Consider the following 24,960-nt stretch of genomic DNA (forward strand, 5'->3'; position numbering starts at 1 on the left):
AAAACGAGGTGCCATCATGGCAACCGACGAAACGGCGGTCCTTGCCGCCAGCATTGCATTTCCGCGCGTACCGGACGTGGAAGCGTTCGACACGCGCGCCCTCCAGCAACTCGACGCGGCGCACTACCTGCACCCGTTCACCGACCACGCGGCCCTGAGGGACAAGGGCGCGCGCGTGATCGTGCGCGGGCAGGGCGTGTACCTCTGGGATTCCGAGGGCCGCCAGATCATCGACGGCATGTCGGGCCTGTGGTGCGTGAACGCCGGCTACGGGCGCACGTCGATCTCGCAGGCCGTGTACCGGCAGATGGAAACCCTGCCGTTCTACAACAGCTTCTTCAACACGACCAATGTGCCCGCGGTGCGCCTGGCGGCCGAGCTGGTCGACCTGGCGCCGTCGCAGTTCAGCCACGTGTTCTTCACCGGTTCCGGCTCGGAAGCGAATGACACGGTCGTGCGCATGGTCCGCCGCTACTGGGACCTGATGGGCAAACCCGGGCGCAGCGTCATCATCAGCCGCCGCAACGCCTACCACGGCAGCACCATGGCCGGCGCCTCGCTGGGCGGCATGGCCGGCATGCATGCCCAGGGCGGACTGCCGATTCCCGACATCGTGCACATCGGCCAGCCGAACTATGCCGAGCACGGTCACGGCATGAGCGAGAACGAGTTCGGCCTGGTTGCCGCCGGCTGGCTCGAGGAACAGATCCTCGCGAGCGGCCCGGAGCGCGTGGCCGCCTTCATCGGCGAGCCGGTCCAGGGCGCCGGCGGGGTCATCATTCCGCCCCAGACCTATTGGCCGGAAGTACAGCGCATCTGCGACAAGTACGACATCCTGCTGATCGCCGACGAAGTCATTTGCGGCTTCGGTCGCCTGGGCACCTGGTTCGGTTCCGAGCTGATGGGCATGCGGCCGGACCTGATCAGCTTTGCCAAGGGCGTGACCTCGGGCTATGTGCCCCTGGGCGGCGTGCTGGTGGGCCAGCGCGTGGCCCATGCGCTGGTCGAGAAGGGCGGCGACTTCAACCACGGTTTTACCTACTCCGGCCACCCGGTGGCATGCGCGGCGGCGCTGGAAAACCTGCGCATCCTGCGCGAGGAGCGCCTGGTCGAGAAAGTGGCGCTGGAGACCGGTCCGCACCTGAAGACAGCCTTCGCGGAACTGGCAACGCACCCGCTGGTGGGGCACGCCGAGACCTGCGGCATGGTCGCGGGCCTGAACCTGGTGCGGCGCAAGGGCACGGGGGCGCACGACTGCGAGCACTTCGCGCGCGAGCTGCAGGTGGGCATGCTGTGCCGCGGTCACATGTTCGACAACGGGGTCATCATGCGCGCGGTGGGCGACCGCATGATCGTCGCGCCGCCGCTGGTCATGAGCACGAAGGAAATCGACGAGATGGCCGAGCGGATCTGGGATTGCCTGGACCTGACGCTGGCGGATGTGTACCAGCGCGGGTGGATCTAGCTGGGGCGATGGCATGCGTAGGGTGGGCGCCCCGTGCCCACGCGTGAAGCCTGAATAGTGTTGGCTCTGTATTGCACCTAAGCCAACAATGACCGTCTTCCACGCGTGGGCACAGGGGCGCCCACCCTACGCGTTCACTAAACGACATCGAGCGGTGCAATAAAAAACGGCCCCGCGGGGCCGTTTTCATCTCAACATTTGTTGGATTGACTGAACAATTGTTCAGACGCTGGCCACGATGGTCTTCGCCGGCTCGGTCCGGTTCTTGAGCACCTGCGGCGCCAGCGAACCCACGAACATGCCGGCAAACGCCGCCAGCAAACCAGCCAGCTGGCCCGGGAAGTGTTCGCCCAGGGTCGAGATCTGCGGGAAGAACACGATCCAGACGAACAGGCCGGCCGCGATCGAGACGATTGCGCCCTGGGTGGTGGCGCGCTTCCAGTACAGGCCCATGACCAGCGGAACAAAAGCCGCCACCAGGGTCACCTGGTAGGCCGAGGACACCAGCTCATAGATCGAAGTGCCTTCCATCGCGATCGCGTATACCAGCACCAGCGCCGCGAAGATCACGATGGTGATGCGCATCGCGAGCAGCTGCTGGCGGTCGTTCATGCCCGGCACCAGGTTCTTGAGGATGTTCTCGGTGAAGCTGGTCGACGGCGCCAGCAGGGTCGCCGAGGAGGTGCTCTTGATGGCCGAGAGCAGGGCGCCGAAGAACAGGATCTGCATGATCAGGGGCATCTTGGTCATGACGAAGGTCGGCAGCAGCTGCTGGTAATCGTTGCGCGCGATTTCCATGGCGTTGTTACCCATGACCACGACGGCGGCGGCGACGATGAACATCGGCACGAAGCCGAACAGGATGTAGCTGGCGCCGCCGATGACCGCGCCGTTGCGTGCGGTCGGCGCGTCCTTGGCCGACATCACGCGCTGGAACACGTCCTGCTGCGGGATGCTGCCGAACATCATGGTGATGGCCGCGCCGATGAAGAACATGATGTCGGTGAAGTTCGGTTCCGGCAGCAGGCGCCACAGGTTGGCCTGCTGGGCCATGTTCAGCACCTTGTCGGCGCCGCCGGCCAGGTCCGCCGCGAAGAAGGCGATGATCGACATGCCGACCACCAGCACGATCATCTGGATGAAGTCGGTGAGCGCGACGGCCAGGAAACCACCGACCACGACGTAGATCAGCACCGCCAGGGTGCCGATCACCATGCCCACCGCCGGCGACATGGCGCCGCCGGTCAGCACCGAGAACACCAGGCCGAGCGCGGTGATCTGGGCCGCGACCCAGCCGAGGTAGCTCAGGATGATGGCCACGGAGCAGAAAATCTCGATGCCCTTGCCGTAGCGCTGGCGGTAATAGTCGCCGATGGTCAGCAGGTTCAGTTTATATAACTTGCTCGCGAAGAAGAGGCCGACTAGGATCAGGCAGGTGCCGGCGCCGAACGGGTCCTCGATGATCGCATTCAGGCCGCCCTGCACGAAGCGCGCCGGTACGCCCATCACGGTTTCGGCGCCGAACCAGGTCGCAAAGGTCGTGGTGATGACCATGATCAAAGGCAGGCTGCGGCCGGCCACGGCAAAGTCACTGGTATTCTTGATGCGCGAGCCCGCCCAAACGCCCAGCGCCAGCGTGCCCAGCAGGTAGAGCACGACACAAGTAATCAAGGTGTAGTTCATAAGGTGTGGATGCCTTGGAGGGGCCAGAAATTATCGGGCGGAAAATCGGCGATTATAGCGGCAGAAGTTAGCCGCTGGATCAAGCTTATTCGGATTTTCGTGGAGTTTTCTTTCACTTTGGGAGGAACGCTGGCATGACAACAACACCATGGCATGAACGTGCTGCCGCACTGCGTATTGACGGCCGCGCCGTCGTCAACGGCGAGCGGGTCGATGCGGCATCAAGCGCGCGCTTCGACTGCATCTCGCCGGTGGACGGGCGCAAGCTGGCGGAAGTGGCGCGCTGCGGCGAAGCCGACGTCGACGTCGCCGTCGACAGCGCCCGCGCGGCCTTCGAGGACCGGCGCTGGGCCGGCAAGGCGCCCGCCGAGCGCAAGCGGATCCTGGTGCGCTTCGCCGACCTGATGCTGGAGCACCGCGACGAGCTGGCGCTGCTGGAAACCCTGGACATGGGTAAGCCGATCCGCTACAGCCGCAGCGTCGACGTGCAACTGGCCCAGAACTGCATCCGCTGGTACGGCGAGGCGGTCGACAAGCTCTACGACCAGGTCGCGCCTAGCCCCGAGGACAGCCTGGCCCTGATCACGCGCGAACCGGTGGGCGTGGTCGCCGCCATCATTCCCTGGAACTACCCGATGCTGATGGCGGCCTGGAAGATCGGCCCGGCCCTGGCAAGCGGCAACAGCCTGGTGCTGAAACCTTCGGAAAAGGCGCCCCTGAGCTCGCTGCGCCTGGCCGAGCTGGCGCTGGAGGCCGGCGTGCCGCCGGGCGTGTTCAACGTGCTGCCCGGCTTCGGCGATGAGGCCGGGCGCGCGCTCGGCCTGCACATGGACGTCGACTGCATCGCCTTCACCGGCTCGACCCGCACCGGCAGGCAGATCGTGCAGATGGCCGGCCAGTCGAACCTGAAGCGCGCCTGGACTGAACTGGGCGGCAAGTCGGCGAACATCGTCTGCGCCGACTGCCCGGACCTGGACGCCGCGGTCAGCGCCGCCATCGGCTCCATCTATTTCAACCAGGGTGAAAGCTGCAACGCGCCTTCGCGCCTGTTCGTCGAGGCCTCGATCAAGGATGCCTTCCTGGACAAGGCCCTGGCCATGGTGCCGCAATTTGCCCCGGGCGACCCTCTCGACGAAAGCACGGTCATGGGTGCCATCGTCGATGGAGTCCAGATGAAGACCGTGCTTGGCTACATCGCATCGGGCAAGGAAGAGGGCGCGCGCCTGCTGGCGGGCGGCGCCGCGGCGCGGGCGGAGTCGGGCGGCCTGTACGTCGAGCCGACCCTGTTCGACGGCGTCGACGCCAGCATGCGCATCGCACGCGAGGAAATCTTCGGTCCGGTCCTGTCGGTGCTGTCGTTTACCGACCTCGACGAGGCGGTGCGCCAGGCCAACGCCACGCCCTACGGCCTGGCGGCGGCGGTCTGGACGGCCGACATGAGCAAAGCGATCCGCACCGCACGCGCCCTGCGCGCCGGCACCGTGCACGTGAACCAGTACGACAACGACGACATCACGGTTCCCTTCGGCGGCTACAAACAGTCCGGCAACGGGCGCGACAAGTCGCTGCATGCGTTTGATAAATATACGGAGTTGAAGACGACTTGGATCCAGGTGTGAAGCCAGCGGCGCGCGGACGGCATGGCGGCGGTGCTATAGTGGCCGCCTTCCGGCTGCGCGGGGATGGCGATGAGCGAGGCGATGCGGGCGTTTCTGCAGGAACACCAGATTCACGAGGTGGAATGCGTCATCACGGACATGACCGGCATCGCGCGCGGCAAGATCCTGCCGAAGGACCTGTTCCTGAACGGCGAGCACATGCGCCTGCCGAAAAGCGTGCTCCTGAACACCGTCAACGGCGAGCAGCCGAACAATTTACCTTACGTCGGCGCCACCGACCCCGACATGGTCTGCGTGCCCGACGAGGCGACCTTGCGCGTCGTGCCCTGGGCGGCGGAATCGGTGGCGCTGGTGATCCACGACTGCCAGGAGTTCGACGGCAACCCGGTCGAGCTGGCCCCGCGCGCCGTGCTGCGGCGTGTGCTCGCCCAATACGCCGAGCGCGGCTGGAAGCCGGTGGTGGCGCCGGAAATGGAGTTCTACCTCGTCGCGCGCAATGTCGACCCGCACGTGCCCCTGATGCCGCCGATGGGCCGCAGCGGAATGACCGAACTCGGCCGCCAGTCCTATTCGATCGACGCGGTCAACGACTTCGATCCCTTCTTCCTGGAGTTGTCCAGCTTCTGCAAGACCCATGAGCTGGGCGTGGAAACCCTGATCCACGAGGCCGGGGCGGGCCAGATGGAAATCAATTTCGCCCACGGCGACGCGCTCGAGCTGGCCGACCGGGTCTTCCTGTTCAAGCGCGCCGTGCGCGAGACGGCGCTGCGCCACGGCATTTTTGCCACCTTCATGGCCAAGCCCATGGAAACCGAACCGGGCAGCGCCATGCACGTGCACCAGAGCGTGGTCGACGCGGCGACCGGGCGGAATATCTTCACCGCCGACGATGGCGGGCCAAGCGAACTGTTCTTCCACTTCATCGGCGGCCTGGAACGCTACGTGCCGCCGGCTTTATTGATGTTCGCCCCGCACGTGAATTCCTACCGCCGCCTGTCGCGCTTCCAGTCGGCGCCGACCAATGTGCGCTGGGGCTACGACAACCGCACCTGCGGCATCCGCGTGCCGAATTCCTCGCCCGAGAACCGTCGCGTCGAGAACCGCGTGCCGGGCGTGGACGTGAATCCCTACCTGGCCATGGCGGCCACGCTCAGCTGCGGCTTTCTCGGCATGGTCGAGGGTATCGACCCATCGGAGCCGACGCCCGACAGCGCGGAACACATCCACGACGATTTGCCGCGCAACCTCGAGGACGCGATCCTGCGCATGCGCGGCTGTGCGCCGCTATCTCGGATGCTGGGGGAATTGTTCGTGCAGGCCTACTGCGAAGTGAAGGAACTCGAATTCGCCACCTTCAGCCGCGTCATCAGTTCCTGGGAGCGCGAGCACCTGATGCTGCTCGTCTAGGAATAGGTTTCCAGCACCGTATAGCCGCCGCCATTGCCCGGCTTCGATTCGACCAGGGCATAGCCGTCGATCTTCCACACCAGCGGCTCCGCCTCGGGCGGCACGAGGGCGCCATTCGCGCGCCGGGCGAAGGTCACGTGCGGCCGGTACTTGCGCGCTTCCGGCTGCAGGCCGAGCGCGACCAGGGCGGCCGACAGGCGGGCATGCAGGTCCAGCAGCGCGGGCGGCTCGCTCGCAGGCTCCAGCACGGCAATGCCGTTGTGCCAGAGCTTTGGCGGACCGAAGGTGAGTTCGAAGGGAGTGAAGGGAAGGGCGAGGCCGCGCCGCAGCTCCGGCACGCGTTCGGTCGGCACGCCGCCGAGGAAGTGCAGGGTCACGTGCAGCTTGTCGGGATGGACGGGACTGGCGCCGCGCGGCCAGTCCCAGGCGTCGCGCCGTTCGCACAACGCGTGCCGGATGGCAGGGTCCGGCCAGAGGGCGACGAACAGGCGGGTGCTTGAAACGCTGTCCATCGCATTCTCCTTGAGCTTAGAAGCAGTGTTCCGGCGCCGGGAAGCTGCCGTCCCTGACCGCGGCGACGTAGGCGCGCACGGCGGCGTCGATGCTGGTCTGGCCTTCCATGAAGTTCTTCACGAAGCGCGCCTTGTGGCCGGGGAAGACGCCCAGCATGTCGTGCATGACCAGCACCTGGCCCGAGGTGTCGGGGCCGGCGCCGATGCCGATGGTCGGCACCTGCAGCAGCTCGGTGGTTTCCTTGCCCAGGGCCGCCGGCACGGCTTCCAGCAGCACGATCGCCGCGCCTGCCGCCTGCAGCGCCAGCGCGTCGTTCTTCAGGCGCTCGGCGCCCTCGCTGGTCTTGCCCTGGACCTTGAAGCCGCCCAGCTGGTGCACGAACTGCGGGGTCAGGCCGATGTGGGCGCAGACCGGGATGCCGCGCTCGGACAGGAAAGCGACGGTCTCGGCCAGCCAGGCGCCGCCTTCGATCTTGACCATCTGGGCGCCGGCGCGCATCAGCGCGGCCGAGCTCTCGAAGGCCATTTCCTTGGTGGCGTAGGTGCCGAACGGCAGGTCGGAGACCAGCAGCGCATTCTTGTTGCCGCGCGCGACCGACGCGGTGTGGTAGATCATGTCGTCCAGGGTCACCGGCAGCGTCGACGAGTGGCCGGCGCAGACCATGCCGAGCGAATCGCCGACCAGCAGCATGTCGACCTCGCAGCGGTCCATCAGGGACGCGAAGCTGGCGTCATAGCAGGTCAGCATGCCGATCTTGGTGCCGGCCGCGCGCATTGCGTGCAGCGCGGGAATGGTGATGGGCTTGCGCGCAGGCCTGGATGGTGGTGGGGTATCGCCGCCAGTCATTTCCTTGCCCTGCAGATAAGCGCTCATAGTCATCCTTTTGAAAAACAAATAATTCGACGGCGTAGTGTAATGCCGTCCTCAAAATCTTGCCGAAGTGGCCTTGGTCCGTCAGCTGCGGAAAATGAAATACACGGCCCCGACCAGGCACAGCGCCGCCCACACGTAGTCGAGCTTGAACGGCTGGTTCATGTAGAACATGGCAAAGGGCACGAACACGGTCAGGGTGATCGCTTCCTGCATGATCTTCAGCTGGGCCAGGCTGTACTGGGTGGCGCCGATGCGGTTCGCAGGCACCTGCAGCAGGTACTCGAACAGCGCAATGCCCCAGCTGACGAAGGCCGCGATGTACCAGGCGCGCGAGTTCAGGGTCTTCAGGTGCCCGTACCAGGCAAAGGTCATGAAGATGTTCGACAGGACCAGCAGGCCCGCGGTCTGGACGAAAACAGGAATCTGCATGTCAGTCGAGACGTTCGATGGCTTGGTCGGCCACATTGGGGAGGAAGCTCGCGGCGCGGCCGCGTCCGGGAATGTTGGCGTCGGGCGCGATTTCCAGCAGCGGCGCCAGCACGAAGGCGCGCTCGTGCATGCGCGGGTGCGGCACGATCAAGGTCGGCGTGTCGATCACGGCGTCACCGTAGAGCAGCAGGTCGAGGTCGAGCGTGCGCGGCGCGTTGCGGTAGGGGCGTTCGCGGCCGTGGGCCTGTTCGATGGCCATCAGGGCTCCGAGCAGGGCGTGGGCGTCGAGTTCGGTCTCGACGGCGGCCACGGCATTGATGTAGTCGTCGCCCGAGGAATCGATCGGCGCCGTGCGCCAGCAGCCCGAGCTTGCGGCCAGGCGGCAGCCGGGGTAGGCGGCCAGGCGCGCCAGGGCATCGGCCACGTTGGCGCGCGCGTCGCCCAGGTTGGCGCCGATGCCGACGAAAGCGATCATTCCTCGGCCGGGCCCGAGCCGGCGGCAGCCGCGGCGGCCGGAGCGTTCGCACCGGCATCGGTGTTTGCGCCTTCGCCGCTGTGCTTGCGCGGGCCGCGGCGTGGAGCGCGCTTTTTCTTCTCGCCGCCGGCAAACGGGCGCGCGTTCGCCTGCGTCACCAGGCGTTCGCGTTCGCCCGATTCGGCCTCGTAGAAGGCGCTCCACCATTCGCCGAGTTCGGCGTCGAGTTCGCCCGAGGCGCAGCGCAGCAGCAGGAAGTCGAAGCCGGCGCGGAAGCGCGGATTTTCCAGCAGCTTGTACGGCGCGCGGCCGGCGCGGCGCTCGAAGCGCGGCTGCATGGCCCAGATGTCGCGCATGTCGGTGGCGATGCGGCGCTGCAGGGCCAGGTTCTCGGTCTGCGTTTCCAGCACGTCGTCGGCGGCCAGGTGCAGCGCGGGGATCGGCGCCTCGCCGGCGGCGCGGTAGGCGGTCCACTTCTCCAGCACCTGGTGCCACAGGAGCGAGGCGAACAGGAAGCCCGGCGAGACGCCCTTGCCGGCTTTCACGCGCGCGTCGGTCGATTCCAGCGCCAGGGTCACGAACTTCATGCCGATCGGCTGCTCCAGCACGACGTCGAGCAGCGGCAGCAGGCCGTGGTGCAGGCCGGCCGAGCGCAGTTCCTTCAGGCAGGCCAGGGCGTGGCCCGACAGCAGCAGCTTGAGCATCTCGTCGAACACGCGCGCGGCCGGCACGTTGTCGATCAGCGGCGCCATCACGGGGATCGGGGCGCGCGTGGTCGGCTCGATCGTGAAGCCGAGTTTCGCCGCGAAGCGCACCACGCGCAGCATGCGCACCGGGTCTTCGCGGTAGCGCGCTTCCGGCACGCCGATGATGCGCAGGGTCTTGTCGCGGATGTCCTCGATTCCGCCGTGGTAGTCCAGCACGGTCTGGGTGGCCGGATCGTAGTACATCGCGTTGATGGTGAAGTCGCGGCGCGCTGCGTCCTCGTGCTGCGGGCCGAAGTTATTGTCGCGCAGGACGCGGCCATGCTCGTCCTTCGGCGCGTTGGCGCTGCCGGCGCCGCGGAAGGTCGTCACTTCCAGTAGTTCCTGGCCGAACATCACGTGCACGATCTGGAAGCGGCGGCCGATGATGAAGGCGCGGCGGAACAGTTTTTTCACTTGCTCCGGCGTGGCGTCGGTGGCGATGTCGAAGTCTTTCGGCTTCACGCCCAGCAGCAGGTCGCGCACGGCGCCGCCGACCACGAAGGCCTTGAAGCCGGCCTCCTGCAGGGTCTGGGTCAGCCGGATCGCGTTCGGCGAGACCAGCTTCGGGTCGATGCCGTGCTGTTCGAAGCCGAGGATGACCGGTTCGGTGGGATTGCGCCCGTCTTTCACGCCAAGGATTTTACGGATGAATTTTTTAATCATTGAAGAGATGGAGTAAAGGCCAGCCGTTGGCGTGTGCGTGTTGGGCGAGCGCCGTGCTTGGGTTGGTCGCGACCGGATCGGAAACGACCGACAGCAGCGGGATGTCGTTGTGCGAATCGCTGTAGAAGTGGCTGCGCTCGAAGGATGCGAACGGACGGCCCAGGCCTTCCAGCCAGGCGTGCATGTGCGTTATCTTGCCCGGCCCGGAAGTTGGCGTGCCGGCCAGTTTCCCGGTCAGGTTGCCGGCCGCATCATATTCCGGCATGGCGGCGATGTGGTGCTCGACGCCGAAAGCCTGGGCGATCGGGGCGGTGATGTAGTGGTTGGTGGCGGTGATGATCGCCACCAGGTCGCCCGCGTCCAGGTGGCGCTGCACCAGGTCGCGCGCGGCGGGGCGAATCGCCGGCTCGATCACTTCGGCCATGTACTGCGCGTACATGGCTTCGAGCTCGCGGCGCGGGAAACGCGCCAGCGTGCCGAGGGCAAATTCGAGGTACTCGACCGGGTCGAGCACGCCCGCCTGGTACTGGGCAAAAAAGTCGTCGTTGCGGCGTTTGTATTCGTCGGCGTCGACAGCCTTGATTCGTACCAGGAACTGGCCCCACTCGTAATCCGAGTCGATCGGCAGCAGGGTGTGGTCGAGGTCAAACAACGCAAGGTTTTTCATTCTTTGGATTCCGACTGCGGGTTTCCCTGAAGCAGCAGGTCGCGCAGCAGCGGCAGCGTGACGGGGCGCTGGGTCTCGAGCGAATACTGGTCGAGGGCGTCCAGCATCGTCGACAGGGAGCGCATGTCGCGCTTGAAATGGGACAGCAAATAGGGTAACACGCTCGCCGACAGCGTCAAACCGCGCGCCTCGGCGGCTTGCGTGAGCGCCGCGATCTTCTGGTCGTCGGACAGGCCGTGGATCAGGTAGATCAAGCCCCAGCCCATGCGCGTGCGCAGGTCTTCGCGCACCGGCAGCACGGCCGGCGGCACCGGACCGGTCGAGACCATGTAGGCGCCGTGCTCGCGGATTTGATTAAACAAGGCAAAGGCGTCGATCTGGGCCTGGGGCGACAGGCGGTCGCAGTCGTCCAGCAGGTAGAGCGTGACCTCGGGCGTGAACACGAAAGCTTCGGCGGGCGCGTCGGCGGCGATGTAGCGCGAGGCGGGCGTGGCCGCCAGGCCCTGCAGCAGGTGGGTCTTGCCGGCGCCGGTGTCGCCCCACAGGTAGGCAAAATGCTCGCGCGAAGCGCGCTGCGCGAACTGGTGCATCAGGTGCGCCAGCTCGGCATTCTCCCCGACCTGGAAGGTATCGAGGCTCTGCGCCGGATCGGCGCCTAAATCGAGCACCAGCTGTTTCATGGCGTTCGTCTCATACGGGAATAGTCATACGCATCCGCCATTATAAAAGCTGCTGCGCTGACAATGGAATTCTGGCAAGCCGTGTGGGGCTTCGGTTTTCGTAGGGTGGGCTCTCGAGCCCACGCGGCATCATGGCGTGCACCCACGCGGCCCGAGGTCTTGTAGGGTGGACACCTGTGTCCACGCGGGGTCACGGGCTGCGTCGACGCGGCATTGAACAAAATAGGCATCGCCCGCGTCCTACTGGAGCGCCAACCAGGCGTCGGCTTCTGTTCTCCAGTTGACGGAAAGAATGGCATGTTTTTGTTGTTATCTCGGTTTAGCGGGTTGGGGCCGGGCCGTTTTGCTAGAATAGCGAATTGACCAGAAACAGGTCTACGCCTTCTATTTTACCGCCTCCGCTGCTAAATACCATGAGCCAACCATCTAATGTTTCTCTGTCTTACCGCGACGCGGGTGTCGATATCGACGCCGGCGATGCCCTGGTCGAAGCGATCAAACCCTTTGCCAAGCGCACCATGCGCGAAGGCGTGCTCGGCGGTATCGGCGGTTTCGGCGGCCTGTTCGAGATCAGCAAGAAGTACAAGGAGCCTGTGCTGGTCTCGGGCACCGACGGCGTCGGCACCAAGCTCAAGCTGGCTTTCGAGCTGAACCGCCACGATACCGTCGGCATCGACCTGGTCGCCATGAGCGTCAACGACATCCTGGTGCAGGGCGCCGAACCCCTGTTCTTCCTCGATTACTTCGCCTGCGGCAAGCTCGACGTGCCGACCGCGACCGCCGTGGTCAAGGGCATCGCCCAGGGCTGCGAACAGTCCGGCTGCGCCCTGCTGGGCGGCGAAACCGCCGAGATGCCGGGCATGTACCCGGACGGCGAGTACGACCTGGCCGGCTTCGCCGTCGGCGCGGTGGAAAAGTCGCAGCTCATCGACGGCAGCAAGATCGCCCCCGGCGACGTGGTGCTGGGCCTGGCTTCGTCGGGCATCCATTCGAACGGCTACTCGCTGGTGCGCAAGATCATCTCGGTTGCCAAGCCGGACCTGGAGGCCGACTTCCACGGCCGCAAGCTGGCCGACGTCCTGATGGCGCCGACCCGCATCTATGTGAAACCGCTGCTGGCGCTGATGCAGTCCATGGAGCTGAAGGGCATGGTCCACATCACCGGCGGCGGCCTGGTCGAGAACATCCCGCGCGTGCTGGCCGACAACCTGACCGCCGTCCTCGATGCCAAGTCGTGGACCATGCCGCCGCTGTTCCAGTGGCTGCAGCAGCACGGCGGCGTCGCTGACGCCGAGATGCACCGCGTGTTCAACTGCGGCATCGGCATGACCGTCATCGTGGCCAAGGACAACGCCGACGCCGCCATGGCCCAGTTGCAGGCGGCCGGCGAGACCGTCTACCGCATCGGCGAGATCCGCGCCCGTGAGGAAGGCCAGGCGCAGACCGTGGTGGTGTAAGCAGGTCCTCAGCTCAGCAAAAGAGGCGCCCCAAGGGGCGCCTCTTTTATTGCCGGGAACGGAAACCGTAGGGGCGAAGTTAACGGCTTCCCATTCCGCTGCCGATGTTCTGGTCCAGGAATTTCTCCACCCGGGTCCAGAAATCGATGCGATTCGCTTCCCGCGTCAGGCCGTGCCCTTCGTCCGGGTATTCGACCCAATCGACCGCGCTGTTGTGCTTCTTGACGGCATCGCGGAACAGGGTGCCGTGGTAGAGCGGCACGCGATGGTCGACGCCGCCGTAGGCCAGCAGCAGCGGCGCCTTGATGCGCGCTGCCTGCTGGATGGGGGAGGTGGCCTGGAGCTGGGCCGCGTCGCGGGCCTGGTCGCCCACCAGCACTGGCAAGCCGTATTGCAGGTAGGCGTCCGAGGCGTCCGAGACCGCGCTCCAATGGCCGTCATGCAGCAAATTGATGTCGGTAACACCCATCCAGTCGATCGCGCAGCGGTACAGGCCAGGGTCATTGACTACGCCCATCAGTGCGGCATAGCCGCCATAGCTGCCGCCGGCAATGCAGATACGGCCGGCGTCGGCATAACCCTGCTGGATGGCCCAACGCGCGCCGTCGGCGATGTCGTCCTGCATGCTCAGTCCCCATTGTTTCCAGCCGGCGCGGAAGTGGGCGTGGCCGTAACCGGTGCTGCCGCGGTACTCGGGCTCAAGCACCGCATAGCCGCGCGAAGCCAGGAACTGGGCTTGCGCCTCCCAGCCCATTTCGGTGCCGCGCACGAAGGGCCCGCCATGCACCAGCAGCACCAGTGGCAGGTTCTTCGGGGCGGCGCTTGCCGGCAGCGTCAGCAGGGCCGGAATCGCACGACCGTCGCGCGCCTTGTAGCGCACGAATTGCTGACCACTCATCTCGGCCGGCTTGATCGCGGCGTGCGATTCGCCGACCTTGTTCAGCTTGCCAGTCTTGATGTCGGCCAGCCAGAACACCGGGGGCTGGACGTCGGAATACGATTCCACCAGCACGTGGGCAGCCTGCGGATTGCGCGCTACCGTGATCAGGTTGATGGTGTTCGGCAGTTGCTGGTCGATCTTTGCTTGCACGGCCTTCATGCCGGCATCGAACCAGACGTTTTCGCGAGCATCGGTGAGGAGGTTCACGCCCAGCAGCTTGTCCTTGTTCGCCACCAAACTACCTTGAAAGTCGTAACCGGGCGCGTTCAGGACCGGTGCCGGGCTGAGCTTGCCGGTGGCGGTGTCGACCGTGTAGAGCGCGCTGGTATCGTTGCCGTTGTTGGCCTCCACATACAGCAGGCCGTCCGGGCCAAAACCAAGCGGCGTAAACGCGGCGTCGTCGCGCTGGAAGGCCACGGCCTGGTAGAGCTGGCGCCAGGACTGGCTGCCCGGCGCGCGGTAGTACAGGATCAGCCTGTCGTCCCTGAGCACCGACGCCAGGCGTGGCTCGCCGTCCTGGCCAAGTCGCCACTTGCTGACCTTGCCGGGACGGTCGACTAGTTGCGAGAGCCCGGTCACGGTATTCAGGCGCAGCAGATTATTGTTCACCACACGTCCCGCGTTGTCGAATTCAGGCGCAACCACGTAGATGTATTCCGAGTCCTGGCTGCCGGGCTGGGGCAGCATGAAGGTGTTCCAGGGAAGCATGCGTTTCTGCGCCAGCGTGCTGCTCTTGGTCACGCCACGGGCCACTCGACGTGCGGCCAGCTGGAGGAAACCTTCGCCGTCCCGGTTCACCGCGAACAGGCCGGCCGCAAAGTACATGTCGCCGGGGCCGATGTTCCTGTCCATCACGTCGAAAACCAGGCGTTCGTCGTTTACCCACTGGAAATCGCGGACATCGGAGTCGGCAAAGGTGGCGGCGACTTTGACGCTGTTGTCCTGCAAGTCGACCACCATCAGACGCATGGGCTTGCCCGGTGCGCCGCTGCGCGCGGCAAGATAGCGTCCGCTCGGCGAAAGCGTGGCGCCGCCGAATTCGGCGTTACCGAAGAAGGCCTCGACTGGCGGCCTGGATGCCTTCGCCGCGGAAGCCGACGGCAGGGCGCATGCGCATGAGAGGAGGACGCCGAGTACCAGGCTCAGTGGCAGGGAGGAGGAAACACGCATGAGAATGATGTTTTCAGGAAAAAGAATGGCCCGGAGCATAACAGTGCGCGACAGGCAAAAAGCTCTCCAATTGTCACTCTGCAATAAGGCGCGCAGTCCCGCGCGCCCCAGGCAAAAAGGCGTCCCGCAGGACGCCTGTGGCCATCGGATCGACTGGCTCAGTTTGCTTTCGCCCGGCTGCCGATGTGCTTGTCGAGAAACTTCTCGACCCGGCTCCAGAAGTCGACCCGGTTCGCCGGCAGGCGCCAGCCGTGGCCCTCGTCCTGGTATTCGATCCATTCGACCTGCTGGTTGGTCGGCTTGATCGCGTCCATGAACTTGCGCCCGTGGTACATCGGCACGCGGCGGTCGACGGCGCCGTAGGCGAGCAGCAGCGGCGCCTTGATGCGCGCCGCCTGCTGGATCGGCGAGGTCGCCTTCAGCTGCTCTGCATCCTTGACCTGGTCGCCGATCATGTCGGGCATGCCGTACTGCTTCCACTGCTCGGTCATGTCGGAAGTGAAGCTCCAGTGCCCGTCGTAGAGCAGGTTGATGTCGGTGACGCCCACCCAGTTGATGCCGCACTTGTACAGGTCCGGATCGTTGACCAGGCCCATCAGGGTGGCGTAGCCGCCGTAGCTGGCGCCTGCAATGCAGATGCGCTGCGGATCGGCGTAGCCCTGGGCAATGGCCCAGCGCGCGCCGTCGGCGATGTCGTTCTGCATCGCCAGGCCCCATTGCTTCCAGCCGGCGCGGAAGTGCCTGCTGCCGTAGCCGGTGCTGCCGCGGAAGTCCGGCTCGAGCACGGCATAGCCGCGCGAGGCGAGGAACTGGGTTTCCGGATTCCAGCCCCACTCGTTGCCGCGCACATAGGGGCCGCCGTGGACCAGCACCACCATCGGCGCATTTTTTGCGCCGCCAGCCGGCAGTGTCAGCAGGGCAGGAATCTCCATGCCGTCGCGCGCCTTGTAGCGCACCGGATCCTGGCGGCCCATGCGCTTCGGATCGATGCCGGGATAGGCTTCGCCGACCGGGTTGATGGCCCCGGTCTTGATGTTGTACAGGGTGTAGCGCAGCGGCCTGGTGTCCGAGTACGACCTGACCAGCGCCCATTCGGTATGGTTCCCCGAGGGGAAGGACATCAGGTTGATCGTGCCGGGCAGGGCCGCGTCGAGCTTCTTCTGGACTTCCTGCATGGCCGGATCGAACCAGACGATCGTTTCGGCATCGGTTTGCAGTTGGATGCCCAGCAGCCTGTCGCCGCTGAGCACCAGGTCGCCCGAGAAATCGTAGCCGGGCGTGACCACCAGCGGCTCGGCACTGAGCTGGCCGGTCGCCAGGTCGACGGTGTACACGCTCTGGGTGTCCTGGCCGTTATTGGCGACCGCGTACAGGGTGCCGTCGCTGCCGAAGCCCAATGGCGTGAAGGCGCCCTTGCCGCCCTTGTAGGCGTTGAATTTCACCAGCGCGCGCCACTGGTCGTTGTTGCGCGGGTCGCGGTAATAGATCGTGACCTGGCCCTTCTCGGACGCCCTGGCCAGGCGCGGCTCGCCCTTGTGGTCGAGCATCCAGCTGCTCACCGCGGCGGGCCGCTGCACGACCTGGGAAGCGCCGGTCACGGTATTCAGGCGCAACAGGTTCACGTGGCGCAGCTCGCCGTTGCGGCTGTCGACATCGTACTCACGGCTCTCGACATAGATGGTGTCGGAATCCTGGGCGCCGCGCTGGTCGAGCATGAAGGTATGCCATGGCAGCATCCTGCTGGCGATGTGCGAGCCTGTCGTTTCCTCGGCCTCGCCGCGGCGGCTGGCCAACTGGCGCAGCTTGCCGCCGTCGCGATCGACGGCGTACAGGCCGGCAGCCAGGTACTGTCCGCCCGGGCCGACCTGGCTGTCGGTCACATTGAAGACCAGGCGGCCGTCATTGACCCATTCGAAGTCGAGGATGTCGACATTGTTATAGCCGGCAACCAGCTTGGCGGTATGCTCTTTCAGGTCGATCACGACCAGGTAGTCGCGGCGGCCGGCTGCGCCCGAGATCGCCGCCAGGTAGCGCGCACTGGGCGAGAGCTTGGCGTCGGCCAGCACCGGATTGATGAAGAAACGCTCGATCGGCGGCAAGGCGGGATCGGGTGCGGCGTGCAGGGGAGCGCAAGCGCACAGGGCCAGCGCCAGCGCGACGCCGAGCTGGCGGAGGAGGGGGGGTGAAAGCATGGTTTCCCGTTCAGGTTTGTTATCGTCGTCCGCGTCCGTGCTGCGAACACTTTTGCTCGGAAGAATATCAGCTGAGTCCCTGGAAAAGCTCTCCAATTCTCACGACTGTCCTGACCCGCTCCGCCGCCAGGAAACGCTAGCGCCCGCCTTCCCGGTGCAGCACCTTCGCCACCCTGGCCCCGCGCAGGCGGAAGGCATCCGGCATGCCCGAGCCCAGCAGGGGGCGCAGGTAGAGCCGGAAGGCATCGGTGACGTCGGTGCCGCTGGCGCTGATGAACTCGTCCTCCATCGTGCGCGTCTTGCCGGCAACGAAGTCCAGGGGCAGCAGTTCGTAGTCGACGGAATAGAAGCCGGTGCGGCGGATCGCCACCGAACCGTCGGCGTCGCCCCAGAACGCGAACTGCACCGCCTTCTCGCCGACTTCGCGCGCCTCGCGCTGGTCGACGTCCGAGACGCAGCCGATGAAGGAGCGCTGCAGGTAGCCGAAGGTGTCGCCGCGCACGCGCTTGATGCCGAGCTTTGTACGGATCTCGTCGCACAGCAGGTCGGCCAGCGCGCCGGTGCCCGAGAGCTGGACGTTGCCGTGGGCATCGCGTTCGACCTCCTTCGCCAGCAGGGTGGCAACCGGTTCGCCCGAGGCGTCGTGGATGCCTTCCGAGACCGCGATCACGCAGCGCCCGTGCCGTTCATGCATGGCTTTGACGTCGTCGAGGAAGCGCGCCAGCTCGAAGGTGCGCTCGGGCACGTAGATCAGGTGGGGGCCATCATCGGGGAACTTCTTGCCGAGTGCGGAGGCGGCGGTGAGGAAGCCCGCGTGACGCCCCATCACCACGCCGACGTAGACGCCGGGCAGCGCCGCGTTGTCGAGGTTGGCGCCGGCAAAGGCCTGGGCCACGAAGCGCGCCGCCGAAGGGAAACCGGGTGTGTGGTCGCTGCCGACCAGGTCGTTGTCGATGGTCTTCGGGATGTGGATGCTGCGCAGCGGATAGCCGGCCTGGCGCGCCTGCTCGCTGACGATGCGCACGGTGTCGGCCGAATCGTTGCCGCCGATGTAGAAGAAGTGTTCGATCTCGTGCGCGCGCAGCACCTCGAAGATGCGCCGGCAGTAGGCGATGTCGGGCTTGTCGCGGGTCGAGCCCAGGCAGGAGGAGGGCGTGGCGGCCACCAGCTCCAGGTTGTGGCTGGTTTCCTGGGTGAGGTCGAGGAACTCCTCGTCGACGATGCCGCGCACCCCGTGCAGGGCGCCGTAGACCCGGGTCACGCCCGGGAAGCGGCGTGCCTCGAGCGCCACCCCGACCATCGACTGGTTGATGACGGCGGTCGGCCCGCCTCCCTGTGCAACAAGAATTTTCCCTGACGACATACGCACTCCTTTCGTGGGACTGCAGAAAAAACCTGTGTGACGCTTGAGGCGCTCCTATTCGGGGGCCCGGATGTAGTCGACCAGTCCATTGCTCGCGCGGCTGGGCGGCGCGGTAAGCAGGCTGACCAGCACCACGGCCGCGATTCCCGCGGGTACCCCGAAGATGCCGGCAGACATGGACGCGATATCGAACCAGGCCGCATCCATCCGACCGCCCAGGGCCGGATTGGTGCGCAACATATAGTAGAGACAGGTCAGGAAGCCGGCGATCATGCCCGCGATCGCCCCGGCCTGGTTGGCGCGTTTCCAGAACACGCCCAGCACCAGCGCCGGGAACAGGGTCGAGGCCGCCAGCGAAAAGGCGGCGCCGACCAGCGACAGGATGTCGGCCGGTTTCTGCGAGGCGGCGTAGGCGGCGATGAAAGCCACGGCCAGCAGGAGCAGCTTCGAGATCGTCACCCGCTTCTGGGTCGAGGCGCCGGGATCGACCAGCTTGTAGTAGACGTCGTGCGAGAGCGCATTCGAGATCGCCAGCAGCAGGCCGTCGGCGGTGGACAGCGCCGCCGCCAGACCGCCGGCCGCGACCAGGCCGGAAATGACATAGGGCAGGCCGCCGATTTCAGGAGTCGCCAGCACCAGCACGTCGCCGTCGATGGCGATCTCGGCCAGTTGCACCAGGCCATCGCCATTGATGTCGCTCACGCTGATCAGGGGATTGACCTTGTCGACGTTGGCCCAGTAGGAAATCCAGGTCGGCAGCGAACGGAAGTCGCTCCCGACCAGGCTCGTGTAGATATCGTATTTCGCCAGCACCGCCAGCGCCGGGATGCTCAGGTAGATCAGCAGGATGAAGAACAGGGTCCAGAACACCGACACCCGCGCCTCGTGCACCGAGGGCGTGGTGTAGGAACGCATCAGGATGTGGGGCAGGGCGGCGGTGCCGAACATCAGGCAGAACACCAGGGCGAGGAAATTGTTGCGACGCGCGTTCGATTCGGCCTCGGTGGCGCCGGGGAAGGGCGCCGCGTGCGGCTGCGGCGGCCTGGCCCGCGCCAGCAGGCGGGCGCGCTGCTCGCGCCACAGGCCTTCCGCGTCTTCCGGCGTCTTCGGGTAGGCCGCCAGCGCCCGTTCGGCGTTGCGCACGTCGGCCAGCGAGGCGTTGCGCAGGCGCGCCGCGTCGAGCTGGCGCTGGGCTTCCAGGCGTCCCTGTTCCCAGGATGCCGGCAGCGCCGCCAGCCGGGCGCCGTACTCCCCGGCTTCGCGCCGGAAGCGCTCGCGCACTTCGGCTTCGCGCGGGTCGTGCGCCAGCTGGGCTTCACGCTGGGCCAGTTTCGGCAGCACCGAACCATAGGCAACCTGCGGCAGGGGATTGTCGGCGTGCTTGGCCGACAGCCACATGGTCGGGATCAGGAAGGCCACCAGGATGATGATGTACTGCGCCACCTGGGTCCAGGTGATGCCGCGCATGCCGCCCAGGAAGGAGCAGACCAGGATGCTGGCGAGGCCAAGGAAGATGCCGACCGAGAAATCGACGCCGGTGAAGCGCGAGGCGATCAGGCCCACCGCGTAGATCTGGGCCACCACGTAGATGAAGGAGGCCATGATGGTGGCGCCGACGGCGATCGCCCGCACCGGCCCGCCGCGCCCGCCCGCACCGCCGGCGTAGCGCGCCGCCAGGAAATCGGGAATCGTGTACTGGGCGAACTTGCGCAAATACGGGGCGATCAGCAGCGCGACCAGGCAATAGCCGCCGGTCCAGCCCATGATGTAGGCCAGCGCGTCGAAGCCATATAAATAGAGCCCGCCCGCCAGGCTGATGAAGCTGGCCGCCGAGATCCAGTCGGCGGCGGTGGCCATGCCGTTGAACAGGGCTGGCACGCGCCGTCCCGCGACATAGTATTCGGTGACGTTCGAGGTGCGGCTGACCACGCCGATGGTGGCGTACAGCGCGATGGTGGCGAACATGAACAGGTGGCCGATCCACAGGCGCGGCATGCCCTCTTTCTCGAGCATCGTCAGCGCCAGCAGGAAGCCGGCGAAGCAGGCGCAGAACCAGGCGTAGTAGCCGGACAGGCGGCGGAAATAGCGCTTGTTGCCGCTCACGCGGTTTCCTCCAGCGCCCGCGCATAGGCCGCGTCGAGGCGGCGCATGCGCCAGGCGTAGAAGCCGATCATGGCCAGGCAGACCAGGGCGGCTCCCTGCGCCGCCATGTAGAACGACAATGGCCAGCCGAACACGGTGATGCGCGCCAGCTCGCGTGCAAAGAACACCGTGCAAAAGCCGGTGGCGACCCACAGCACCAGCAGGACGGCGGTCAGGCGGCGCGTCCGGCGCCAGTGAAAGGCGCGGGCAGCCAGCAACTGGCGCTGGCGCCGGACGTCGGAGTCGGGCGTGGAGGTGGGGTCAGTCGGCATCGATGGGTTCGGTGTCAGGTGGCGGGAAGGTCAGGCGGAACAGGCTGCCCGGATATTTCTTCGAGTGGCTACGCGGATTGTTGAAGATGTCCACTTCGGCGCCGTGCTGCTGGGCGATCTCGCGCACGATCGCCAGGCCCAGGCCGCTGCCGGTGGCGCTCGAGCCGAGGATGCGGTAGAAGCGCTCGAACACGTGGGCGCGCTCGGCGGGTGCGATGCCCGGGCCGGTGTCCTCGACTTCGAGCAGGGCGTGTTCGCCGTCGCGCCGCACGCGCACCGTGACGCTGCCGCCGGCCGGCGTGTAGCGCAGGGCGTTGTCGATCAGGTTCGACAGCAGCTCGCGCAGCATCATGGCGTTGCCGGCGATGATGACCGGCTCGTCGTGCGGCTCGTAGCCGAGGTCGATGTCGTGGGTGAACGAGGCCTGCACCCAGTCCTGCACCACGGCGCGCGCCAGGGCCCCGAGTTCCAGTTCCTCGAAGGCCAGGCCGGCGTGCGGCTGGTTCTCCGCGCGCGCCAGGGCCAGCAACTGGTTCACCAGGCGCGTCGCCGATTCCGAGCTCTTGGCCAATTGTTCCAGCGAGCGGTGGATCTCGTCCGGATCGACCTGGCGCAGGGCGAGTTCGGACTGCATGCGCATGCCCGCGAGCGGCGTCTTCATCTGGTGCGCGGCGTCGGCAATGAAACGCTTCTGCATGTCGATGGTCTGGGCCAGGCGCCCAAGCATTTCGTTGAGCGAGCCGACCAGCGGCGAGATTTCTTCCGGCACCTGGCGCGAGTCGATGGGCGAGAGGTCGTCCGAGGAGCGCGCGCGGATTCTTTCCTGCAGCTCGGCCAGGGGCGAAAGGCCGCGCGAGAGCGCGAACCAGACCAGGGCCAGGATCACCGGCAGGATGATGAACTGGGGCAGGATCACGCCCTTGATGATTTCGTTGGCCAGCAGGGCGCGCTTTTCCAGGGTCTCGGCGACCTGCACCAGGACCTTGCGCGGAGGCGGCGGATCGGGCGGCGTCGCGGCGTCGGCGATATGCAGGGGATCGAGGTTGACGTAGAGGTAGGCCACGCGCACCGGCGTGCCGTGCACGGCGTCGTTACGAAAGTGCACGGCGCCATCCCTGTCGCTCTCCTCCTCGCGCGGGCGCGGCAGCTCGCGGTCGCCGTCGACGTGCAGGCCGCGCGCGTCGATCACCTGGAAATACACGCTGTCGACGTCGTCGGCACGCAGGATGTCGCGCGCGCTGCCGGGCAGGCGCGTGGCGATCGCGCCGTCGACTTCGCGCACCTGCTGGGCCAGCACCGTGACCCGGTCTTCCAGGGCATGGTCGAAAGGCTGGTTGGCGATCGATTTCGCCACCAGGTAAGTGATGGCGATGCTCATCGGCCACAGCAGCAGGAGCGGCGCCAGCATCCAGTCGAGGATTTCGCCGAACAGCGAATGCTGGATGCTTTCTTCGGGCTCGGGATTCGGCGGGACGTACAGCGGCTCGGGCACGGCAGCGGGCAGGTCGCTGTCGGGCGGCGCGAGGCCGGCGTCGCGGTCGTTCACTTGTGTTCGGAGGCCTGTTCGGAGCTTGCGCCGGCGCCGGCACGGGAAGCGTCGGAGAATTTTTCGAGGCAGTAGCCGAGCCCGCGCACGGTGGCGATGCGCACGCCGCCGACCTCGATCTTTTTGCGCAGCCTGTGCACGTAGACCTCGATGGCGTTGTTCGACACCTCTTCTCCCCATTCGCACAGGTGGTCGACCAGTTGCTCCTTCGACACCAGGCGTCCGGTGCGTGCCAGCAGGATCTCGAGCAGGCCCAGTTCACGCGCCGACAGGTCGAGCATCTGCTCGTTGATATAGGCGCTGCGCCCGACCTGGTCGTAGGACAGCGGGCCGTGGCGGATCACGGCCGGGCCGCCGCCGGCGCCGCGCCGGGTCAGCGCGCGCACCCGCGCTTCGAGCTCGGACAGCGCGAAGGGCTTGGCCATGTAGTCGTCGGCGCCGAGGTCCAGCCCTTCGACGCGCTGCTCGACGGAATCGGCTGCGGTCAGGATCAGCACCGGCAGCAGGGAAGAGCGCGCGCGCAGGCGGCGCAGCACTTCGAGACCGGACATCTTGGGCAAACCGAGGTCCAAGATCAGGAGGTCGAACTCCTGGGTGGAAAGGGCGGTATCGGCGTCGGCGCCGTTGCGCACGCAGTCGATCGCATAGCCGGACTGGCGCAGCGAGCGCGTCAGCCCGTCCGCGAGTACGCTATCATCTTCGGCTAGTAGAATTCGCATGTTTCACCCTGTTTTTCGATTAAACCTCGCTGCTGCCTTCATTGTGTTTGATTTAGCGCAACAATGCGAGCTTTCTCAAACCGCGGGGCCGGGAAGCACTGATTTATTCTGACGGATGGGATTGGCCATGGAAAAAAGCGGCCGGCAAGGCGCAAACCGCAGCCATACCGCGTGGTATGGCGAGGATTTGCAACGCAGCAGGACGTTTTTTCTCCAGGCCAAGGCCGCCGTCACGAATAAATCAGTACTTCCCTAGATTGCGCTTGCCAAAACCACTGGATTTTTATACAGTACTAGGTATTGAAACGCGCGATGGCGCCCACACCTTGGTTACCTCCAAGACTGAAAGAAAATTATGGACGACAAAAAATCCGCAGTAAATGCCTCCGAAAAAGGCAAGGCGCTGGCTGCCGCCCTCGCGCAAATCGAAAAGCAGTTCGGCAAGGGCTCCGTCATGCGCATGGACACCAGCGCACCGGTCGAGGAAGTGCAAACCGTGTCCACCGGCTCGCTGGGCCTGGACATCGCGCTCGGCGTCGGCGGCCTGCCGCGCGGCCGTATCGTGGAAATCTACGGTCCGGAATCGTCGGGCAAGACCACGCTGACCCTGCAGACCATCGCCCAGATGCAAAAGCTCGGCGGCACCTGCGCATTCATCGACGCCGAGCACGCACTCGACGTCACCTATGCGCAAAAGCTGGGCATCAAGCTCGACGAGCTGCTGATCTCGCAGCCCGATACCGGCGAGCAGGCACTGGAAATCACCGACGCCCTGGTGCGTTCGGGTTCGGTCGACCTCGTGGTCATCGACTCGGTGGCGGCACTGACCCCGCGCGCCGAGATCGAAGGCGACATGGGAGACTCGCTGCCGGGCCTGCAAGCCCGCCTGATGTCGCAGGCGCTGCGCAAGCTCACCGGCTCGATCAACCGTACCAACACGCTGGTCATCTTCATCAACCAGATCCGTATGAAGATCGGCGTGATGTTCGGCAGCCCGGAAACCACGACCGGCGGTAACGCGCTGAAGTTCTACGCCTCGGTGCGCATGGACATCCGCCGTACCGGCTCGATCAAGTCCGGCGACGAGGTGATCGGTAACGAAACCAAGGTCAAGGTCGTCAAGAACAAGATTGCGCCGCCGTTCAAGGAAGCCCACTTCGACATCCTGTACGGAGAAGGCACCTCGCGCGAAGGCGAAATCCTGGACCTGGGCGCCGACAACAAGATCGTCGAGAAGTCGGGTTCCTGGTACAGCTACAACGGCGAACGCATTGGCCAGGGCAAGGACAACGCCCGTCAGTTCCTGAAGGACCGTCCAGCACTGGCGCGCGAGATCGAGAACAAGGTCCGCGCGGCGCTGGGTGTGCGCGAACTGCCGCCGGTCGCCGCCGACGGCGACGACACGCCGAAGCTGAAGGCCGTTTCGGAATAAGCTTGAGCGTGCTTTGACTGCGCTTTGACTGTTCTGATAGCAGCACCATGCCCGCGCCACCCTTGAGCCTGAAGGCCCGGGCCCTGCGCTTCCTCTCCATGAGGGAGCACAGCCGGCTCGAGCTTTCGCGCAAGCTGGCGCGTCATGCCGAGGAGGGCGACGACGTCGAAGCCCTCCTCGATTTCCTCGAAAAGAACAACTGGCTGTCGCAGGAGCGTTTCGCCGAATCGCTGATTCACCGAAAAGCTTCCCGCTACGGCAACAGCCGCGTCGTGGCCGAACTGCAGAGCCACGGCGTGAACGGCGAGGCGCTCGCCGAGCTCAAGTCCGAACTGGCCGAGAGCGAAACAGCGCGCGCCGTCGAAGTCTGGCGCCGCAAGTTCGGCACCGTTGCGCAGGATGCGCACGAACGCGCGAAGCAGATGCGCTTCCTGATGGCGCGCGGCTTTTCCCAACGCGCCGTGCGCGAGGCGCTCAAGGGCGCTCCGGACGACGACGACTTTTGAT

21 protein-coding genes are annotated in these 24,960 nt (G+C 65.8%); 6 read left to right on the forward strand and 15 right to left on the reverse strand.

Annotated elements, in window-relative coordinates:
- The first annotated feature begins 16 nt into the window (after positions 1-16).
- Complete coding sequence (locus ACSUZJ_RS03175) at positions 17-1,465, forward strand: aspartate aminotransferase family protein (protein WP_499413248.1); 1,449 nt, start codon at positions 17-19, stop codon at positions 1,463-1,465.
- Between the two features lie 222 nt (positions 1,466-1,687).
- On the opposite strand, the gene ACSUZJ_RS03180 is transcribed toward ACSUZJ_RS03175, so the two are convergent.
- The gene (locus ACSUZJ_RS03180; protein WP_499413250.1) at positions 1,688-3,148 is read right to left on the reverse strand and encodes a high affinity choline transporter 1; all 1,461 of its coding nucleotides are present in this window, start codon (positions 3,146-3,148) and stop codon (positions 1,688-1,690) included.
- A gap of 134 nt (positions 3,149-3,282) precedes the next feature.
- Here ACSUZJ_RS03180 and ACSUZJ_RS03185 point away from each other — a divergent pair, with 134 nt between their 5' ends.
- The gene (locus tag ACSUZJ_RS03185) at positions 3,283-4,767 is read left to right on the forward strand and encodes an aldehyde dehydrogenase (protein WP_499413252.1); all 1,485 of its coding nucleotides are present in this window, start codon (positions 3,283-3,285) and stop codon (positions 4,765-4,767) included.
- 69 nt (positions 4,768-4,836) lie between these two features.
- Positions 4,837-6,174 (forward strand): glutamine synthetase family protein, encoded by a 1,338-nt coding sequence (locus tag ACSUZJ_RS03190; RefSeq protein ID WP_499413254.1) that lies wholly within the window; start codon positions 4,837-4,839, stop codon positions 6,172-6,174.
- On the opposite strand, the gene thpR is transcribed toward ACSUZJ_RS03190, so the two are convergent.
- The 7 genes from thpR to hda all read right to left on the reverse strand — a co-directional run bounded on the left by thpR (position 6,171) and on the right by hda (position 11,220).
- Positions 6,171-6,686 (reverse strand): RNA 2',3'-cyclic phosphodiesterase, encoded by a 516-nt coding sequence (gene thpR / locus ACSUZJ_RS03195; protein ID WP_499413256.1) that lies wholly within the window; start codon positions 6,684-6,686, stop codon positions 6,171-6,173. The genes ACSUZJ_RS03190 and thpR overlap by 4 nt on opposite strands.
- Before the next feature lie 16 nt (positions 6,687-6,702).
- Positions 6,703-7,560, reverse strand: coding sequence for a 3-methyl-2-oxobutanoate hydroxymethyltransferase (gene panB / locus ACSUZJ_RS03200; RefSeq protein WP_499413258.1), 858 nt, complete (start codon positions 7,558-7,560; stop codon positions 6,703-6,705).
- An 81-nt stretch (positions 7,561-7,641) separates the two neighbouring features.
- Positions 7,642-7,989 carry a DMT family protein gene (locus ACSUZJ_RS03205; RefSeq protein ID WP_499413260.1) on the reverse strand — a complete coding sequence of 116 codons (348 nt, stop codon included), beginning with the start codon at positions 7,987-7,989 and terminating at the stop codon, positions 7,642-7,644.
- 1 nt (position 7,990) lies between these two features.
- Positions 7,991-8,464 (reverse strand): 2-amino-4-hydroxy-6-hydroxymethyldihydropteridine diphosphokinase, encoded by a 474-nt coding sequence (gene folK / locus ACSUZJ_RS03210; RefSeq protein WP_499413262.1) that lies wholly within the window; start codon positions 8,462-8,464, stop codon positions 7,991-7,993.
- Complete coding sequence (gene pcnB, locus ACSUZJ_RS03215) at positions 8,461-9,873, reverse strand: polynucleotide adenylyltransferase PcnB (protein WP_499413264.1); 1,413 nt, start codon at positions 9,871-9,873, stop codon at positions 8,461-8,463. Before pcnB ends, folK begins: the two co-directional genes overlap by 4 nt.
- Positions 9,866-10,540, reverse strand: a complete 675-nt coding sequence (locus tag ACSUZJ_RS03220; RefSeq protein ID WP_499413266.1) for an HAD family hydrolase — start codon at positions 10,538-10,540, stop codon at positions 9,866-9,868. Before ACSUZJ_RS03220 ends, pcnB begins: the two co-directional genes overlap by 8 nt.
- Positions 10,537-11,220, reverse strand: a complete 684-nt coding sequence (hda, locus tag ACSUZJ_RS03225; RefSeq protein ID WP_499413268.1) for a DnaA regulatory inactivator Hda — start codon at positions 11,218-11,220, stop codon at positions 10,537-10,539. Before hda ends, ACSUZJ_RS03220 begins: the two co-directional genes overlap by 4 nt.
- Before the next feature lie 413 nt (positions 11,221-11,633).
- Here hda and purM point away from each other — a divergent pair, with 413 nt between their 5' ends.
- Positions 11,634-12,677, forward strand: a complete 1,044-nt coding sequence (purM, locus tag ACSUZJ_RS03230; RefSeq protein WP_499413270.1) for a phosphoribosylformylglycinamidine cyclo-ligase — start codon at positions 11,634-11,636, stop codon at positions 12,675-12,677.
- A gap of 79 nt (positions 12,678-12,756) precedes the next feature.
- Here the strand turns inward: purM and ACSUZJ_RS03235 are convergent, their stop codons facing one another.
- The 7 genes from ACSUZJ_RS03235 to ACSUZJ_RS03265 form a co-directional block, all read right to left on the reverse strand.
- On the reverse strand, positions 12,757-14,787 hold the full coding sequence (locus ACSUZJ_RS03235; protein ID WP_499413272.1) for a S9 family peptidase: 2,031 nt from the start codon (positions 14,785-14,787) through the stop codon (positions 12,757-12,759).
- 158 nt (positions 14,788-14,945) lie between these two features.
- Positions 14,946-16,979: an alpha/beta hydrolase family protein gene (locus ACSUZJ_RS03240; protein WP_499413274.1), complete on the reverse strand. Its 2,034-nt coding sequence runs from the start codon at positions 16,977-16,979 to the stop codon at positions 14,946-14,948.
- Positions 16,980-17,115: 136 nt separating this feature from the next.
- The gene (locus tag ACSUZJ_RS03245) at positions 17,116-18,342 is read right to left on the reverse strand and encodes a 6-phosphofructokinase (protein WP_499413276.1); all 1,227 of its coding nucleotides are present in this window, start codon (positions 18,340-18,342) and stop codon (positions 17,116-17,118) included.
- A 54-nt stretch (positions 18,343-18,396) separates the two neighbouring features.
- Positions 18,397-20,445, reverse strand: coding sequence for a sodium:solute symporter family protein (locus ACSUZJ_RS03250; RefSeq protein WP_499413278.1), 2,049 nt, complete (start codon positions 20,443-20,445; stop codon positions 18,397-18,399).
- Positions 20,442-20,756, reverse strand: coding sequence for a DUF4212 domain-containing protein (locus tag ACSUZJ_RS03255; protein WP_499413280.1), 315 nt, complete (start codon positions 20,754-20,756; stop codon positions 20,442-20,444). The genes ACSUZJ_RS03250 and ACSUZJ_RS03255 overlap by 4 nt, the downstream gene beginning before the upstream one ends.
- Positions 20,746-22,302, reverse strand: coding sequence for a sensor histidine kinase (locus tag ACSUZJ_RS03260; protein WP_499413282.1), 1,557 nt, complete (start codon positions 22,300-22,302; stop codon positions 20,746-20,748). Before ACSUZJ_RS03260 ends, ACSUZJ_RS03255 begins: the two co-directional genes overlap by 11 nt.
- Positions 22,299-23,021, reverse strand: coding sequence for a response regulator (locus tag ACSUZJ_RS03265; RefSeq protein ID WP_499413284.1), 723 nt, complete (start codon positions 23,019-23,021; stop codon positions 22,299-22,301). The genes ACSUZJ_RS03260 and ACSUZJ_RS03265 overlap by 4 nt, the downstream gene beginning before the upstream one ends.
- Positions 23,022-23,376: 355 nt before the next feature.
- Here ACSUZJ_RS03265 and recA point away from each other — a divergent pair, with 355 nt between their 5' ends.
- The gene (gene recA, locus ACSUZJ_RS03270) at positions 23,377-24,453 is read left to right on the forward strand and encodes a recombinase RecA (RefSeq protein WP_499413286.1); all 1,077 of its coding nucleotides are present in this window, start codon (positions 23,377-23,379) and stop codon (positions 24,451-24,453) included.
- A gap of 47 nt (positions 24,454-24,500) precedes the next feature.
- A complete protein-coding gene (recX, locus tag ACSUZJ_RS03275; protein ID WP_499413288.1) occupies positions 24,501-24,959 on the forward strand; it encodes a recombination regulator RecX in 459 nt (152 codons plus the stop codon).
- Position 24,960 lies beyond the last annotated feature (1 nt).

The organism is Telluria sp. B2 (genome assembly GCF_051789535.1).
Taxonomy (GTDB): domain Bacteria; phylum Pseudomonadota; class Gammaproteobacteria; order Burkholderiales; family Burkholderiaceae_D; genus Telluria.